The following is a 15,230-nucleotide window of genomic DNA, read 5'->3' as shown; positions in this document are numbered from 1 at the left end:
AATATTCAACGCAAAATGAAGAAAAGGCGGATCGTTATCCTGCCTTTTGCATAAACGAAAGCATATGTTCAACGAGTGAATGAACGAATGTCGCAAGTTTTTGTCCTGCCTTTGAAAACATGTTAAATGCCTCAATTTGTTGTAATTTTTCTTTTTTTTCTTCAATCGATTGCCCGAGCACGATCGTTTCGTCTTTTGATACGTGTATGACCCGCTCAAGCGACGGATCGTTATACCCTTTCATTTTCCGCATTCCTTCGTTCGCTTGCTGCATGCCGAGCAATACACCTACTAAAAAAATGACGGCGATGAGTAAACTTTGAATCGTAAATTTCACCATCTTACCCACCTACTTTTTTTCTGCCGGTTGTGTCGCATTTACTTTTTCTGCTTGCCAATAATATTCGCTAAATACATCTGCCACAGCTGATGCCGTTCGATACAATTCTTGAAACGTATTATCGACTCCGCCAAACTCGATTAAAATCGCGTTCTCCGATAAATCTTGATTAAACTTTCCATTTGTTCCGACCCCTTTTTTCTCAAATGTTCCGCGGCTTAACCCAGGATATTTTTTTTCAAGCAGTTCGTGCAATTTTGTCACAAGCTGTAAGTTTTTTTCATACTTTGCGTTCTCCCCACCGATAATAAACGACACTCTCGCATAGTCAACGCCGTTAATCGTCACGGTCGTATCATTGCGACGCCGGGAATCACGGTGAATGTCAATGAGATATTGAACGTCTCGATTGTTTGCCATCGCTTCGACAACTGTTTTACGCGACATATCATACGCTTGATAATATTGCATATTATTTTTTAACAACTTCCCGATAAAATCGGTCGTATCAACGACAGCACCGATGCCGCGCTTTTCCAATTCTTCCCCTAATTTTTTTCCGACTTTCGTTACATTCACCGTCGGATGATGCGCAAAGTTTGGATTCGTCACCCCTTTTAACGCTGGCAAGTACGATTCTTGTGTATGTGTATGATAAATGTAGACAACTTTCTTTCCTCCTGTCGTTTGGGAAGGAGCAGGAGCAGGAGGTGTTTCTTCCTCTTGAAGCTGCTCTTGTGCCGCTTCTCGCTCAGCAAGCAACACTTCTAAAGGAGGGGGCGACTCGTACGGAATGTTCGTAAAGTTCGTTCCTTCACCAGCTAAAATAATTTCGCTATCATACAGTGAAAAGCCGGGCAACTCCCGTCCTAACAAACTGCGCGGATCTTGAAAATTCACGCTTGTTGTCATTTGAAAAAAATATGTAGAATACGGCAGTTGCTGTTTTTCTTTTGGTAGCATTTCGCGAAAATACACATTTTCAAATGAAAGTACATATACGAGCGACTCCGTCGAAAAACGATTCGTCATTTCATGAACAGAAGAAGAGGAAAGGCGATATGTTGACGTCGCTGTCATTGTCGCGACAACTGTTATCGTACTAATAAACGTAAACAAAATGAATATGATCCACTTTTTTATACTTGTTCCGTGAACGGTCACCATCATTTTCTTCACTTCACCCTTTCAAAGCTTGTCTACTCTATCAATATGACAACGCTTTGAAAGGTAGAACGAAAAACTAATGCGTATATGCCCCAACGTTTTCTTGATCAATGCGATGATGTAGGGCAGCATTCAACCCGCCTGCTAATATGTTTGCCATTTCCTCAATAAATACATCAACCTCTTTTGGCGTAACCATTAAATTATGGCCGATCGGGGCGAGCACTTCGTAAATTAACTTCCGTTTTTCTTCTTCATTAAGCATGCCGACCATCCCTAAAAAAGTAGAACGATCCGATTCGCTCGGTAAATCTTCTTCCGTCAACTTTTTTTTCTTTCCGAATACGAGACTCGCCGGGGCAAGAGCACGGGCAGGTTGATTGCCTTCTTTCATCTCGCGACCGAGATGTTTTAACAATAAGTCAATCGTGTCACTTGCAATTGACACAGCATCAACAACCGTCGGCACACCAATCGCAATGACAGGAATACCTAACGTTTGTTTACTAAGTTCTTTTCGTTTATTTCCCACTCCTGATCCCGGGTGAATGCCTGTATCAGAAATTTGAATGGTAGCATTTACTCGTTCAATCGAACGCGCAGCTAACGCATCAATGGCAATAATAAAATCCGGTTGAATTTTTTCAACAATACCGGCAATGACGTCGCTCGTTTCAATGCCTGTCATCCCCATGACCCCTGGAGCGAGCGCACTGACCGACCGAAATCCGTCTTGAACGCTTTCTGGTTGCAGTTGAAATAAATGGCGCGTCACGACTAAATTCGATACAGCTAACGGACCGAGCGCATCAGGGGTTACTTCCGCATTCCCTAATCCGACAACAAGACAACTTGCTTCTTTCGAAATGCCAAGCTGCTGTAAAAAGGCATGAAAATGTTTTGCGAATAATTTTTCCACTTTTTGCTGCAAATCGGTATCTTGTGTTCGAATGCCTTGCGCCTCTATCGTCAAATATTTTCCAGCTTTCTTCCCTAACGTTTTTGCACCTTCCTCTGTCACTTCGACAAACGAAAAATGAATGCCATCTTCTTCCCAATCGCGAATGAATACCCCTTCCAGCGACGTTTGTTTTTCGTTTTGCAATCGTTCTTCAATGGCTATTTCGTGCGCTTCAATGGCTAAATCCGTTCGTACGCTATACGGTCGTAAATCAATCATACGGTCTCCTCCATGTATTTTTTATCATTTGTTTTATCCATTTTCCTCCTTTTTCATACAATCGCACTTTTCCGGCTTTGCCCTATTGCATAATTAAGAGCAGTTTGGTAGAATATCACTTGTTCTTATTGTTCATCGAACTGTCGCGTATTGAACGTATATATTTGCGATCGGTTAACGGAGGTGAAAAAATGGCAAACATTAAATCTGCAATTAAACGTGCAAAAACAAGCGAAAAGCGCCGCGCTCATAACGCAGCTATGAAATCAGCAATGCGCACAGCAATCAAAAAGTTTGAAGCGCTTGTTGAGTTAAAAGACGTGGAAAAAGCAAAAGAAGCTTTCGCATTTGCAACGAAAAAAATTGACAAAGCAGCTAGCAAAGGCTTAATCCACAAAAATGCTGCAAATCGCTATAAATCACGTTTAGCGAAAAAATTAAACAGCATTACAGCATAATGAAAAAACAGCTTGTCATACGCGGCAAGCTGTTTTTTCATTTTGGGAGGGGAGATATATGTTTCATTGGGTAAAACAACAGTTAAAAACGATTTCGTTATTTTTTCAATTGCCTAATGAAGAATGAAGCGGTAGATAAAATCTCTACCGCTGCAACTTTAAGAAAAACAACTGCAATAACAACTGTTTATCCATTGCGCTACTTTTTAGCGCATAGTCGGTTTCTGCTAAATCGTATAAAATGCTCATGAGCTGTTGTTCTGAAAATCCGCTCGCATAACTTGCCGCTACTTTCACACGAAACGGATGAACACCTAACATCGAGGCGATTTGTTGTTGACCGTACCCTGTTTTCATCAGTTCCTTCACTTCATAAATAAGCCGAAATTGGCTTGCTAATAGAGCAACAAGCTTAATTGGTTCTTCATTTTGGCGCAACAAATCTTGAAGCGTTTGCAACGCAGCTGGGACGTCTCGCTTTGCCATTTGTTCAACGAGGGTAAATACGTTCTGTTCAAGCGTGCGCGACACAAGTAACCGAACATCGCTTGCTGTAATGGAACGATGTTCAGCAAAAAGCATAAGCTTTTCAATTTCATTCGCTAATGTCGCTAAATCTGTGCCAGCTAATGTAAGTAACACATCGATCGCATCATCGTCGATTTGGCATTGTCCTTTTACCCATTGTTTTAATTCTTTTTCGTTGAGCGGTTTGGCAACGATCACATGCGCTTTTTTTAATAACGCTTTCGTTACTTTTTTCCGTTCATCCAACTTTTCATACGTTCCAACGAAGATGACGCTAGAAAACGGTGCGGGCTTTTCAATATAAGCTTCTAACCGTTTTATATCGTGTTCCACTTTTTCTTTCCCTTTTTCCGCCGTTAAAAAATACGGTTGCTTCACGATGACGATTTTGCGCTCACCGAAAAACGGAAGCGTTTCCGCATCTTCAAGCGCCACTTCAATTGGTGTTTCTTCACAATCGTATGTACTAACATTCCATTCACGTTCTTCATCTGACAACGCCCGGCGAACAATTTGTTCATACGCTTGCTTCATTAAAAAATGCTCCGTGCCATATATGACATATAGTTGTTCCATGTTCTCTTCCCCATTCTTCATCCATTTTCTTTAAAGAACATACAACGTTTCGGAGCATTTTACAAGGGAGTTAGCAGATGAAAATCGCCAACTCCCATTTATTTAAACGTTGGAAAACAAGCCCTAGGAACTCATTTGTCCAACGGGTATCCTTATCTTTTCCGATCTCGCACGAACTATTTGTGACAACTGTTGTCAACGATGTAGATTTTCTCTCTTTTTTCCCTTATACTAATGGTGAGAAAATAGGAGGGATGGTCATGAACGAATTTGAAAAAAACGTTCAATGTACGCGCAACGATGCCGTTGACTCGGCTGTTGGCTTCATCGTATCATTCGGCTTTTTTGCCACTATGTTCATTATTGCTACACTTGTAAAATTTTTCGGCGCATAATGAACACCCGAAAGAGATTGCACGTTGCAGTCTCTTTTTTCTTGCATTTTATGGCGAAAAGGTTTGAATGGTGCTTATTTGTTTCGAAAAACGAATGACGATCGCACCATGTTCATCCGTACGAAACGTACGAACGTGATAGTCACGCAAACGGTCGATCACTTCACGATGCGGATGACCGTATCGATTGCGACGTCCGACTGAAATAAGCGCCACTTTCGGACGAATATGTCGTAAAAATGGCTCAGATGTCGATGTGTTACTTCCGTGATGCCCGACTTTTAATATGTCAACGGGCAATGAGCGGTACATCGTGATGAGTTGTTGTTCTCCTTTTTCTTCTAAATCACCTGTAAATAGCCAATATGCTCCTCCCATAAACGCATACAGCACAATCGAACCGTCATTTGTCGTCTCTTCATTTCCAAATGGAGAAAGAATGTGAAATTGCGCTTTCCCAACCGTCCAACGATCGCCGCTTTTCACCATTTGGACATGCGTCCCTTTATTGATCGCATGTGCCATGACCGTTTGCAGCAAATCATTTTTGTGCATACCGACAAACAATTTTCGCACACGGACAGCATTTAATACATCGCTTGCATCCCCAATATGATCGAAATCACCATGTGTCACAATGAGCGCATCAAGTGTCCGAACCCCCTTTGCTTTCAAAAACGGAACGATGACATCTTCACCGACACGAAACGATTGCTTCCTTTTTCTCCACGGCTCATCGCCAAATGACATCGTTCCACCCGTATCAATCATGTAAATCGCCTTTCGATACGGCAGTTCAATATATATACTATCTCCTTGTCCAACATCTAACATGACGACTTCACCGCTCGGACGAAAAAACGGCCAAACGAAATGAACGATGATCACAAAAAGAAACGAAAAGCGAAAGATGATTTGTTTATACTCAAACGAAAGAAAAAAGAGAGCAATCGAGATGATATAAGCGATCAATAGCCATGTTGGCGGACGACCGAGGGTGAGCAAAAACGAATCTGCTAATGAAGTGACAAGCTTGTTTGTATGTTCAATTACAAACGTCAATACATATGTGATGATCGGGCTAACAAACGGCATAAAGACGTGGATAAACCATGCGAGAAATGAGAGCGGCAAAATGACAAAAGAATAAAGCGGAACAAACATGATGTTTAATGGAATCGATAAAATGGAAACTTCATAAAAATGGTAAAGCAAAATCGGTAATGCCCCTATTTGTGCAATAAACGACGTCATAAACAACTGACGAATCATTGAACGTTCGTTTTGAATAAACGAAGAACAAATGATTAACGCGAAACAAACGAGAAAAGATAATTGAAAACCGAGATGAAATATCATATATGGATCTTTTAGTAGTAAAAGAAGACAAGCGACGCTTAATGCATCAAGCGTACGAAGACGAGAGGAAAAGAGAAGAAAACAACTTGTCATCACTGCTGCGCGCATCACTGACGGAGCGGCCCCTGATAAAATGACGTATAAAGGAATACAACATAATAAAATCACGGTTGCTCGTTCCCTTGTGATCCCGAAGCGAATGAATAAATAAAAACAACCACCAGCAAGCAATGTCATATGCAAACCTGAAATCGCTAGCAAATGAATAAGCCCTAACTTTTGATAGCTCGCAAGAACGGTTGGCTCTATATCGCTTCGTTCACCATAAATTAGCGCCTGCATAAACGCCCCTACGTCATGAGGAAAATGGCTTTGAATGTAGCGAATGCCTTGTTGACGAATGATTTGTAATCGTTCCACCCATGTCACATGTGTGCGCATGCACCGTTCAAGCGAAGTAGGGCGAACGATCCAATGGATACGATGATAAAACAAATATTGGCGATAATTGAACGCATACGGATTCGTCGGTAAAGATGGACGTTCAAGCGCTCCTTTCACCAAACAGGCCGTACCAATTTGAAGCGCATCCCATTCTTGTTTTTCTTCTTCCGTACGAAGGCGATAAATAAGCTGTAAACGTTCTTGTTTCCATTGTACAACCGTTTTTATTCGATCCCCATCGATATAAATCGGAGCAACAAATCGCACGAAAAACGCTGTTTCATGTCCTGAAAGTGTCGTCACGTTATGACGATCGATCCAATGGCTCCATAACGAAAAAAACAAATAACCGCTAGCACAAACGAAAAAGAACGCCCGCTTCCGCCAAAACAAAAACAAATGATACGCAACCGAGAGCACAAAGCAAACAACCGATTTCGTCAATATAGACAGGACGGCCAAAACGGCCGCCATCGCTACATAAACGATACATCATCTCCCCTTCGCATGTAAAAATGTCGGAATAGATTCCACATCAAACGGGACGTGCTTGACCGTTACTCCTGCTTGTTCAAACAATTGCAAAGCAAACGGATGATTTTTATAGTCATTCGCATAATAAACAGCTTTTATCCCGCTTTGAATAATCGCTTTACAACATTGTAAACAAGGAAAATGGGTGACGTATATTTCCGCCCCTTCTGTTGGCACACCAAACTTCGCGCATTGTAAAATGGCGTTCATTTCCGCATGAATCGTACGCACACAATGGTTATCGATGACATAACACCCTTCGTCTATACAATGCGCCCCGCCTGCGATTGAGCCGTTATATCCCCCTGCAATGATACGTTTATCGCGCACGATCGTTGCGCCGACCGCCAGCCTTGTGCACGTGCTACGTAACGCTAATAAATGGCTTTGTGCCATGAAATATTGATCCCATGTAATTCGGTTCATATCGCTTCTCCCCCTTGTCCATTATGCCTTTAGTTTATCGCCAATTTTAACGGACGACAATTTGTTCTTTTATTTTTTCAAGCGATTTTTGCCCAATTCCGCTCACATTCAACAAATCTTCCGCCTTTTGAAACGGTCCGTGCTCTTCGCGATACGCAATAATGGCAGCGGCTTTCGCAGGCCCGATACCTTGTAACGTTTGCAGTTGCTCTGCTGTGGCTGTATTAATGTTTACTTTTCCGTTTGATCCGTCTGTCGTCGTATGCGTGTCTGCTAATTCGCTTATTTCTTCGCCTTTTTTCGGCACGTAAATGACCATTTCATCCCGCACTTTCATCGCCAAATTCACTTTCGTTTCATCCGCTTCTTCTGTTAATCCTCCTGCTATTTCAATGACATCTCGAATACGGCTTGTCGGTGCGACTTCATATACTCCAGCTCGCTTGACCGCTCCTTTCACATCGACGAAAACAGACGTTTGCTCTTCTTGTTTCTCCGCCTGTTCTACTTGTTGTTCATTTTGTTCTAACGGCAACGGTTGTATCGTCGTTTCTTCTCGTTGCGTCACCCAAATGATCGCTCCAACGACAAGTGCCCCAATATATATCCAACGCTCATACGTTTTTATCCACTTCATACGTTCACCCTTTCATAAAACGTGTCATCGTCGCATACATATGACATATAGTGGTGACGGATAAGGGGGGAGTACCGTTGAATATAGGGTTTATCGGAACAGGAAACATGGGAACGATTTTAATTGAATCGTTTATTAACAGCAATGCTGTAAAGCAAGAACAACTATTTATTACGAATCGGACGCTTGAAAAAGCGTACAGTATACAACAACGTTACCCAAACGTTCATGTCATACAAACGAACGAAGAAATAGCAAAACATGCAACGATTATTTTCATTTGCACAAAGCCGTTACATATGCCTGCTGTTTTAAAGCAACTACGTCCACATTTAACAGATGATCATTGCATCGTATCGATTACGAGCCCGGTCTCTGTTCAACAGCTCGAATCGCTCGTGCCATGCCACGTCATTCGCGTCATTCCGAGCATCACAAACCGCGCGCTCGCAGGGAGCTCTTTAATTACCGTCAGCGAACGTTGCGCAGATGCATATCGGACAACAGTTGAACAGCTGTTTCGTTCCATTTCTCGTCCAATATACATAGACGAGCCTATTACGCGCATCGCTTCTGATTTAACGAGCTGCGGACCTGCCTTTTTTAGCTACTTAATTCAAAAATTTATCGATGCAGCTGTGCAACAAACGTCCATTACAAAAGAACAAGCAACGATGTTAGCGACAGAAATGATGATCGGGCTAGGTGCCTTGCTTGAACAACAATTGTATACGTTGCCGACATTGCAGGAGAAAGTGTGCGTCAAAGGTGGCATTACAGGGGCTGGCATTGACGTGTTAGAAAAAGAAGTCGGAGACTTGTTCGTTCACATTTTTCAAAAAACACATGAAAAATTTGACGAAGAAAAAGAAAAGGTGCGCCAACAAATCGATTATATTCGCGATTAATAAAAAAAATCCTGCTAAATAAAACGTCCCAAAAGCAAACACTTTTGGGACGTTATTTTTGCGCAATGAAAAAAATGCGCTCGCTTTCATTTGTCGGCTGTTGTTCTGTAAAATCCGCCCATATGTGCAACAAGCGAAAACCAGCTTGCTTTAACCACGTCACGTATCGTTCAACATCGTACGTTCGCTGCACATGCATTTCATCAACTCGCTCATATACCCCTTCGTCTAATCGGACAAAAAACGTCAATTCATGTTCGACGCTATGTGGCCACGAGCCCGGATAACAGTTCCATATATAGCTCACTTCGTCATCATTGCTCGCAAACGTCCCATGTTGTAAAAAGACGTTTTCCATTTTAAATAAAGAATGAACGTCAAATAAAAACAATCCACCTGACTTCAATTGATCATATACGCGCGAAAACGTAGCGACCACATCTTCTTCCTGCAATAAATAATTGAGTGAATCGCAAAAAATGACGATCGTATCAAACGGCTCAAACGGACCAAAATCCCGCATATCTTGCTGAAAAAACGAAAGATCGACTCCGCGTTCTTGCGCTTTCATTTGCGCAATCGCCAACATTTGTTCCGATACATCCACACCTGTCACGTCAAATCCTTTTTCAGCTAAACGAAGGGCAAGCTCTCCTGTGCCGCATCCGAGATCAAGCATTCGCTTTCCTGTCTGGTAAGATGAGACCGCTCGTTCGACGAGCGCACACCATTGATCATACGGAGCATCGCTCATTAATTGATCATACCAACTCGCAAACCGTTCGTACGTCATGCCCGAAGATCACTCTCAATTTGTTCAAGCGGCGCATCGCCCCATAACCGTTCGAGATTGTAATATTCCCGGTCTTCTTTATGAAACACGTGGACGACGACATCTCCTAAATCAACTAAAATCCAACGCGCTTCGTCAAATCCTTCCACACGTTTGACTACAACATCATGTTCTTCAGCTTTTTCTTTAATTTCACGCGCAATCGCCTGCACTTGTTTATCTGAATTGCCGTGGCAAATCATAAAATAATCGGCAACGAGCGAAATGCCTTTCATATTCAATGCTACAATGTTTTCTGCCTTTTTCTCATCTGCTGCTTTGACTGCGATGCGTAAAATATCTCGTTCTGTCACGATGAAACCCCCTTTAATTTTTTTGCTATATCATTATACGTATGAAACGTATCTGGGTAAATGGGCTCGCGTTTGTCCATTAAAAATTGAATCGTATTTTGAAGCGCACGGAAAAGCGCATGATCTAAATGTTCTCGCGCTAGCGCCCGCACTTCATCAACGCCTGGAAACGAACGATTCGGCTCAATATAATCGGCGATATACACAATTTTTTCAAGCAATGTCATGTTTGGTCGCCCTGATGTATGATAACGAATCGCCTGCAAAATTTCTTCATCTTGAATGCCGACTTCCGTTTGTACTAAATATGCCCCAACAGGCGCATGCCATAATTCCGGACTATATGCTAACAAGTCTTGTGGCATTTGTTGTTCTACAATGATGCGCTTCATTTCTTCTTTCGTACGGAATTTCGCGTAGTCGTGAAAAATGGCAGCTAATTCCGCCTTTTGCACATCAGCTCCGTATAATTTCGCTAGCTCAATAGCTGTTTCCATCACACCTACCGTATGAACGTACCGCTGTTCTTTTAATTGCTTGCGCACGATAGCTAACGCTTCTTCACGTTTCATACAACCGATTCTCCTTTATATATAATTGAACCGCTTCTGGCAACAAATACGTCACACTTTTCCCGGCTTGAATGCGTTCGCGAATGAGCGAAGAAGAAACCGCAAACGTCGGCACGTCCACTTCTATAATGGGATACGGTGTACAAAGGGAATAGCCCGGACGTTTCACGCCGACAAATTGAATGAGCTGAACGAGTTCGTCAATGCGATACCAATGCGGCAAATATTCGACCATGTCTCCGCCAATAATGAAGTAAAATGCCGTATGCGGATATCTTTTTTTTAACAAAACGATCGTGTCGTACGTATACGATTGCTCTTTCCGTTCTAATTCAATCGTTTCAACGCGAAAGTGTGGTTGATTGGCAATTGCCATACGCAACATATTGACACGATGCACATGATCGGTCACCTGTTTATCTTTATGCGGCGGAATGTAGTTTGGCATAAACCATATTTCATCGAGCTTTAATTCCGTTCGCACATCATCTGCAATTAATAAATGCCCATAATGAGGCGGGTCAAACGTCCCACCTAAAATGCCTACTTTTTTCACTGCATCGCTCCTATTTTGGTAACACAATTTGCTTTCGTTCACGAGACTCTTTGTATAACACAATCGTATGACCGATCAGTTGAACGACTTCCGCCCCTGCTCCGCTCGCTAACTGCTCGGCAATCACTTCTTTTTCTTCCTCGCAGTTTTTTAATACACTCACTTTAATGAGCTCTCTCGCTTCGAGGGCATCAACAATTTGTTTAATCATATTGTCGTTCACGCCGCCCTTTCCGACTTGAAAAATTGGCGTTAAATGATGGGCTAAAGAACGTAAAAATCGCTTTTGTTTTCCTGTTAACATGTTTTTCCTCCTAACTGTTGCATCACAACTTGTTCCATTCGTTTTGTATTCGGAAAGATCCCTGTCCATTTTTCAAACGCTAGTGCACCTTGGTAGACGAACATGCCGACGCCGTTTTGCACGCGCGCTCCCTTCTCTTTTGCTTCTTGCAGCCATTTTGTCATCAGCGGATTATAAATAATATCGCTGACGATCGTCCCTTTTTTTAACGTTTGAAGAGAAATAGGCATCGCATCGACATGTGGATACATGCCGACAGACGTTGTATTAATAATAATATCATACTCCCCTAAACGTTCCTCTGCTTCCTCAAGCGAGTAAACAGAAGATGTTTGTTTTGCAATAAACGTCTCCGCCTTTCCTGCCGTGCGATTACATACATCCACAGCAGACACACGATGTTTCAAAAGAGTAAAATAAATGCCGCGCGCCGCTCCCCCTGCACCAACAAGCAAAATGCGCGCACCCGATAAGTCGATGTTCATTTGCTCACATAACGCTCGGACAAACCCTTCACCATCTGTATTATAACCAATCCACTTCCCATTTTCATTGACGACTGTATTGACGGCTCCCATTTGTTTTGCCGTTTCATCAAGTTCATCCATATACGCCATCACCGCTGTTTTATGTGGAATCGTCACATTAAACCCTGCACATTGTAACGCTTTTAACCCTTGCACTGCCTCTTTTAACAGGTGAGGTTCAACATGAAACGCATGATAATGCGCATCGATACGTAACGATTGAAACGCATCGTTATGCATAAGCGGTGATAAGGAATGATGAACAGGACAGCCGATTAGCGCAAATAATTTCAAGTTCCTCTCCCCCTCTTCTGTTAAATGAGCGATCGGCGCAACATGACACCGACACCTTTTGGCGCATACGCAACGACATGAGCGCCAGGTTCATGACATGTCACCCAACCGAGCCCTGAAAAAACAATATCTGTTTTCGGTTCTTTTAATGTGAAATGATGGGCAACAAGCGGTGGCAATTGCTCGCAATAGCTTTTGCGCGGCGGCTGCAACAATTCCCCAAGATGTTTCTCATACAACTCATCCGCATGGTCACGCTTCGTTCGATGAATAAACAATTCATTTGACATATAACATACAAATGGACGTCTTCCACCGCTTACATAATCTAACCGAGCTAGCCCTCCGAAAAATAACGTTTGTTGTTCATTTAATTGATACACTTTCGGTTTAATTTCTTTCTTTGGCGTAATGACTTTTAAATCTTTTTTATCGACGAAATGCGCCATTTGATGATGGTTAATAATTCCCGGCGTATCATAAAGGGCCGAGCCGTCATCAAGCGGTATTTCAATCATATCAAGCGTCGTTCCTGGGAAATACGATGTCGTAATGACATTGCCCTTTCCTGTCGCTTCTTTAATGATGCGATTAATAAACGTTGATTTCCCAACGTTCGTGCAACCAACGACATACACGTCTTTTTCGTTGCGGTATTCATCAATCGCTGCCATCACTTCTTTTATTCCATATCCTTTATTGGCGCTCACTAAAAAGACGTCGCGCGGCTGTAAACCGAGCTCGCGAGCGGATTGTTTCATCCATCGCGTTACTTTTTCATATTTTACTGATTTTGGCAATAAATCAACTTTATTTCCGACAAGAAGTACATCTTTTTTCCCGACAAATCGGTGTAGTCCCGGCAGCCAGCTGCCGTTAAAATCAAAAATATCGACGATTTTCACGACTAATCCGTCCGCTTGTCCGATGCCGTGCAAAATGTTTAAAAAGTCGTCATCCGTTAACGACACGTCTTGCACTTCGTTGTAATGTTTTAATCGAAAACAGCGTTGGCAAATAATTGGATCTTTCTCTAGCGCTGAAGGGGGCGCATATCCGATTTTCGTTTCATCTTCCGTTTGAATTGTGCCTCCACATCCAATGCAAATCATTTGTTCACTCATTTTCATCACTCCCAATGAATCATACCTTTTTTTCGCATCATATTTAAGATTTTTCGTTCAATGTTTCGGTTAATTCGAGTAAAAAAACCGTCTGTTTGTGCAACAGGAACGACTAAAATCGTATGTAGCCCAAGCCGATTGCCACCAAATACATCGGTGAGAAGTTGATCGCCAATGACGACAACTTCTTCTTTTTTCAATTTCATGTCGCGCAACGCTTGTTGAAACGCTCGCGTCAACGGCTTGCGCGCCTCGAAAATGAACGGAATGCCAAGCGGCTTAGCGAACGCTTCCACTCGCTTTTTATTGTTATTAGATACGACGGTGACTTGAATGCCGCTTTGTTTCATTTGTTCAAACCACCGAACAACGTCAGGCGTCGCAAGCGGACGATCCCATTCAATTAACGTGTTATCTAAATCTGTAATAATTCCTTTTATTCCTTTTTGTTGTAAATGTTCTGGGGTAATTTCAAAAATACTTTTCGCATGTTCGTTCGGCAAAAAATATTTTAACATACGTCCTCATTCCTTCTCTCTTTTTTACATAAATAAACAAATTGTAAAATTTTTCGACAAAATCCGACGTTTTTCACATCGTGTGGATAACTTTATACACATGATCCACATTCATTTTTCAACATTTCTTCATCGTTATAAACAACAAATCCACAACTTATCCACCAACATATGTGGATAATTAGAACAATTGTTCTTATGTTTGATTTATGGTAAAGTAAAGATAAACCTACCATTATATGTATACATCTTTCCATGTATACCGAGGAGGCGAAAAAAATGAAATGTTTGCCTGACGACTTGTTAATTGAGTCATACTACAAAGCGAAAGAATTACAATTAAGTAAAGAATTTATTCAACTCATTGAACGTGAAATTTTCCGTCGCCATTTGGACCATAAAATTAAACAGTCTTCATAACGAGCCCTTAGTTACTGGCTCTTTTTCTTTTGCGCAAAAAAGCCGAGACGTTGCCCCATTTTTACTTCAAGTGGCGGAATAATTTGTTCATCTAGCGTAAAGGCGCCTTTTTCAAACAATAACACAACGGTTGAACCGAACGAAAAATATCCGATTTCTTCCCCTTTGTTCACATAGTCATGTTCATGTGTTAATTCAATGCTGTTGACAAACATCGCTCCGACTTTCACAATGGCTGTATGCATGCCATTTGTACACAGTTCAGTAATTCTTCTGTAATTTTTAGAAAGTGGATCTTTGCCATACTTTAATCCGAGGCGGTTGACAGGGTATGACTTGCCGCCGAGCGTCCATTGCTTCACAACTTCCCCACATATTGGGCTATGAATGCGATGATAATGGCTTGGACTTAAATACAAAATAATAAACGTTCCATGCAAATACTTTTCAGCTATGTGGTCATCACCGAGCATTTCACGAATGGAATACGTTTTTCCTTTGACGATTATTTCTTTCTTGTCCGTAATGATGCCAACATCTTCGATCACCGCATCGACAGGACTTACGACACTATCTGGATGTTCATCGATCGGACGAAGTCCTTCTTTTAAGGAGCGAACGAACAATTGTTGAAGCGTTTCATATTCGTGCAACTTTTTTTCCATTTCTTCTTCATTGACTTTATATACTTTCGCATAAGATGGAATAACTAAGCGACTCCATTTTGAGCGCGTAAACGAAGCGAGCCACTTCGATGTCAAAGGATGATTTGTTAATTCAATAAAGAGGCGATATAGCCATTTAACCAACGATTTTC

General features: G+C 41.9%; 20 protein-coding genes. 4 read left to right on the top strand and 16 right to left on the bottom strand.

Annotation, left to right across the window (positions count from 1 at the left end; genetic code table 11):
• Positions 1-34 precede the first annotated feature (34 nt).
• The 3 genes from JV16_RS03330 to gpr form a co-directional block, all read right to left on the bottom strand.
• The gene (locus JV16_RS03330) at positions 35-340 is read right to left on the bottom strand and encodes a YqxA family protein (protein ID WP_021095122.1); all 306 of its coding nucleotides are present in this window, start codon (positions 338-340) and stop codon (positions 35-37) included.
• A gap of 9 nt (positions 341-349) precedes the next feature.
• A complete protein-coding gene (gene spoIIP, locus JV16_RS03325; protein WP_021095123.1) occupies positions 350-1,519 on the bottom strand; it encodes a stage II sporulation protein P in 1,170 nt (389 codons plus the stop codon).
• 64 nt (positions 1,520-1,583) lie between these two features.
• Positions 1,584-2,687: a GPR endopeptidase gene (gpr, locus tag JV16_RS03320; protein WP_021095124.1), complete on the bottom strand. Its 1,104-nt coding sequence runs from the start codon at positions 2,685-2,687 to the stop codon at positions 1,584-1,586.
• Between the two features lie 191 nt (positions 2,688-2,878).
• Between gpr and rpsT the strand changes: the two genes are divergently transcribed.
• Entirely contained in the window at positions 2,879-3,145 is a 267-nt protein-coding gene (gene rpsT, locus JV16_RS03315) for a 30S ribosomal protein S20 (RefSeq protein ID WP_021095125.1), read from the top strand.
• A gap of 144 nt (positions 3,146-3,289) precedes the next feature.
• Here rpsT and holA read toward each other — a convergent pair whose 3' ends face one another.
• Positions 3,290-4,270, bottom strand: coding sequence for a DNA polymerase III subunit delta (gene holA / locus JV16_RS03310; protein ID WP_035063275.1), 981 nt, complete (start codon positions 4,268-4,270; stop codon positions 3,290-3,292).
• Between the two features lie 239 nt (positions 4,271-4,509).
• On the opposite strand from holA, the gene JV16_RS15090 reads away from it, so the two are divergent.
• Positions 4,510-4,644 carry a YqzM family protein gene (locus tag JV16_RS15090; protein WP_003393868.1) on the top strand — a complete coding sequence of 45 codons (135 nt, stop codon included), beginning with the start codon at positions 4,510-4,512 and terminating at the stop codon, positions 4,642-4,644.
• A gap of 48 nt (positions 4,645-4,692) precedes the next feature.
• Here JV16_RS15090 and JV16_RS03300 read toward each other — a convergent pair whose 3' ends face one another.
• The 3 genes from JV16_RS03300 to JV16_RS03290 are packed head-to-tail and all read right to left on the bottom strand — an operon-like array spanning position 4,693 to position 8,044.
• Positions 4,693-6,921, bottom strand: coding sequence for a DNA internalization-related competence protein ComEC/Rec2 (locus JV16_RS03300; RefSeq protein WP_042534239.1), 2,229 nt, complete (start codon positions 6,919-6,921; stop codon positions 4,693-4,695).
• A gap of 18 nt (positions 6,922-6,939) precedes the next feature.
• A complete protein-coding gene (locus JV16_RS03295; protein WP_021095129.1) occupies positions 6,940-7,407 on the bottom strand; it encodes a ComE operon protein 2 in 468 nt (155 codons plus the stop codon).
• Between the two features lie 46 nt (positions 7,408-7,453).
• On the bottom strand, positions 7,454-8,044 hold the full coding sequence (locus JV16_RS03290; protein ID WP_042534237.1) for a helix-hairpin-helix domain-containing protein: 591 nt from the start codon (positions 8,042-8,044) through the stop codon (positions 7,454-7,456).
• 77 nt (positions 8,045-8,121) lie between these two features.
• On the opposite strand from JV16_RS03290, the gene comER reads away from it, so the two are divergent.
• Positions 8,122-8,952: a late competence protein ComER gene (gene comER, locus JV16_RS03285; protein WP_042534235.1), complete on the top strand. Its 831-nt coding sequence runs from the start codon at positions 8,122-8,124 to the stop codon at positions 8,950-8,952.
• 52 nt (positions 8,953-9,004) lie between these two features.
• On the opposite strand, the gene JV16_RS03280 is transcribed toward comER, so the two are convergent.
• Genes JV16_RS03280 through JV16_RS03245 form a run of 8 tightly spaced genes read right to left on the bottom strand, consistent with a single transcriptional unit; the run spans position 9,005 to position 13,993 of the window.
• Positions 9,005-9,745, bottom strand: coding sequence for a class I SAM-dependent DNA methyltransferase (locus JV16_RS03280; RefSeq protein WP_042534233.1), 741 nt, complete (start codon positions 9,743-9,745; stop codon positions 9,005-9,007).
• A complete protein-coding gene (gene rsfS / locus JV16_RS03275; protein ID WP_021095133.1) occupies positions 9,742-10,098 on the bottom strand; it encodes a ribosome silencing factor in 357 nt (118 codons plus the stop codon). The genes JV16_RS03280 and rsfS overlap by 4 nt, the downstream gene beginning before the upstream one ends.
• Positions 10,095-10,670: a bis(5'-nucleosyl)-tetraphosphatase (symmetrical) YqeK gene (yqeK, locus tag JV16_RS03270; protein ID WP_009374066.1), complete on the bottom strand. Its 576-nt coding sequence runs from the start codon at positions 10,668-10,670 to the stop codon at positions 10,095-10,097. The genes rsfS and yqeK overlap by 4 nt, the downstream gene beginning before the upstream one ends.
• Positions 10,660-11,226 carry a nicotinate-nucleotide adenylyltransferase gene (locus tag JV16_RS03265; RefSeq protein ID WP_042534231.1) on the bottom strand — a complete coding sequence of 189 codons (567 nt, stop codon included), beginning with the start codon at positions 11,224-11,226 and terminating at the stop codon, positions 10,660-10,662. Before JV16_RS03265 ends, yqeK begins: the two co-directional genes overlap by 11 nt.
• A gap of 10 nt (positions 11,227-11,236) precedes the next feature.
• Complete coding sequence (gene yhbY, locus JV16_RS03260) at positions 11,237-11,530, bottom strand: ribosome assembly RNA-binding protein YhbY (RefSeq protein WP_021095136.1); 294 nt, start codon at positions 11,528-11,530, stop codon at positions 11,237-11,239.
• Complete coding sequence (gene aroE / locus JV16_RS03255; protein WP_021095137.1) at positions 11,524-12,351, bottom strand: shikimate dehydrogenase; 828 nt, start codon at positions 12,349-12,351, stop codon at positions 11,524-11,526. The genes yhbY and aroE overlap by 7 nt, the downstream gene beginning before the upstream one ends.
• Positions 12,352-12,371: 20 nt before the next feature.
• Positions 12,372-13,475 (bottom strand): ribosome biogenesis GTPase YqeH, encoded by a 1,104-nt coding sequence (yqeH, locus tag JV16_RS03250; protein ID WP_042534395.1) that lies wholly within the window; start codon positions 13,473-13,475, stop codon positions 12,372-12,374.
• Positions 13,476-13,480: 5 nt separating this feature from the next.
• On the bottom strand, positions 13,481-13,993 hold the full coding sequence (locus JV16_RS03245; RefSeq protein ID WP_021095139.1) for a YqeG family HAD IIIA-type phosphatase: 513 nt from the start codon (positions 13,991-13,993) through the stop codon (positions 13,481-13,483).
• 279 nt (positions 13,994-14,272) lie between these two features.
• On the opposite strand from JV16_RS03245, the gene sda reads away from it, so the two are divergent.
• The gene (sda, locus tag JV16_RS03240) at positions 14,273-14,413 is read left to right on the top strand and encodes a sporulation histidine kinase inhibitor Sda (RefSeq protein WP_021095140.1); all 141 of its coding nucleotides are present in this window, start codon (positions 14,273-14,275) and stop codon (positions 14,411-14,413) included.
• Positions 14,414-14,424: 11 nt separating this feature from the next.
• On the opposite strand, the gene JV16_RS03235 is transcribed toward sda, so the two are convergent.
• Complete coding sequence (locus tag JV16_RS03235; protein ID WP_042534230.1) at positions 14,425-15,222, bottom strand: phosphatidylserine decarboxylase; 798 nt, start codon at positions 15,220-15,222, stop codon at positions 14,425-14,427.
• Between the last annotated feature and the right edge of the window lie 8 nt (positions 15,223-15,230).

Origin of the sequence: Anoxybacillus ayderensis (assembly GCF_000833605.1) — a bacterium.
GTDB classification, from domain to species: Bacteria; Bacillota; Bacilli; order Bacillales; family Anoxybacillaceae; genus Anoxybacillus; species Anoxybacillus ayderensis.
Note: the sequence above shows the minus strand (reverse complement) of the source record. Positions and strands in the feature narration are given on the sequence as shown.

Bases quoted from the DNA above. Each gene is read 5' to 3' on its own strand.
- JV16_RS03330 (WP_021095122.1), bottom strand. From the start codon at position 340: ATGGTGAAATTTACGATTCAAAGTTTACTCATCGCCGTCATTTTTTTA.
- gpr (WP_021095124.1), bottom strand. From the start codon at position 2,687: ATGATTGATTTACGACCGTATAGCGTACGAACGGATTTAGCCATTGAA.
- rpsT (WP_021095125.1), top strand. From the start codon at position 2,879: ATGGCAAACATTAAATCTGCAATTAAACGTGCAAAAACAAGCGAAAAG.
- holA (WP_035063275.1), bottom strand. From the start codon at position 4,270: ATGAAGAATGGGGAAGAGAACATGGAACAACTATATGTCATATATGGC.
- JV16_RS15090 (WP_003393868.1), top strand. From the start codon at position 4,510: ATGAACGAATTTGAAAAAAACGTTCAATGTACGCGCAACGATGCCGTT.
- JV16_RS03300 (WP_042534239.1), bottom strand. From the start codon at position 6,921: ATGGCGGCCGTTTTGGCCGTCCTGTCTATATTGACGAAATCGGTTGTT.
- JV16_RS03295 (WP_021095129.1), bottom strand. From the start codon at position 7,407: ATGAACCGAATTACATGGGATCAATATTTCATGGCACAAAGCCATTTA.
- JV16_RS03290 (WP_042534237.1), bottom strand. From the start codon at position 8,044: ATGAAGTGGATAAAAACGTATGAGCGTTGGATATATATTGGGGCACTT.
- JV16_RS03280 (WP_042534233.1), bottom strand. From the start codon at position 9,745: ATGACGTACGAACGGTTTGCGAGTTGGTATGATCAATTAATGAGCGAT.
- yqeK (WP_009374066.1), bottom strand. From the start codon at position 10,670: ATGAAACGTGAAGAAGCGTTAGCTATCGTGCGCAAGCAATTAAAAGAA.
- yhbY (WP_021095136.1), bottom strand. From the start codon at position 11,530: ATGTTAACAGGAAAACAAAAGCGATTTTTACGTTCTTTAGCCCATCAT.
- yqeH (WP_042534395.1), bottom strand. From the start codon at position 13,475: ATGAGTGAACAAATGATTTGCATTGGATGTGGAGGCACAATTCAAACG.
- JV16_RS03245 (WP_021095139.1), bottom strand. From the start codon at position 13,993: ATGTTAAAATATTTTTTGCCGAACGAACATGCGAAAAGTATTTTTGAA.
- sda (WP_021095140.1), top strand. From the start codon at position 14,273: ATGAAATGTTTGCCTGACGACTTGTTAATTGAGTCATACTACAAAGCG.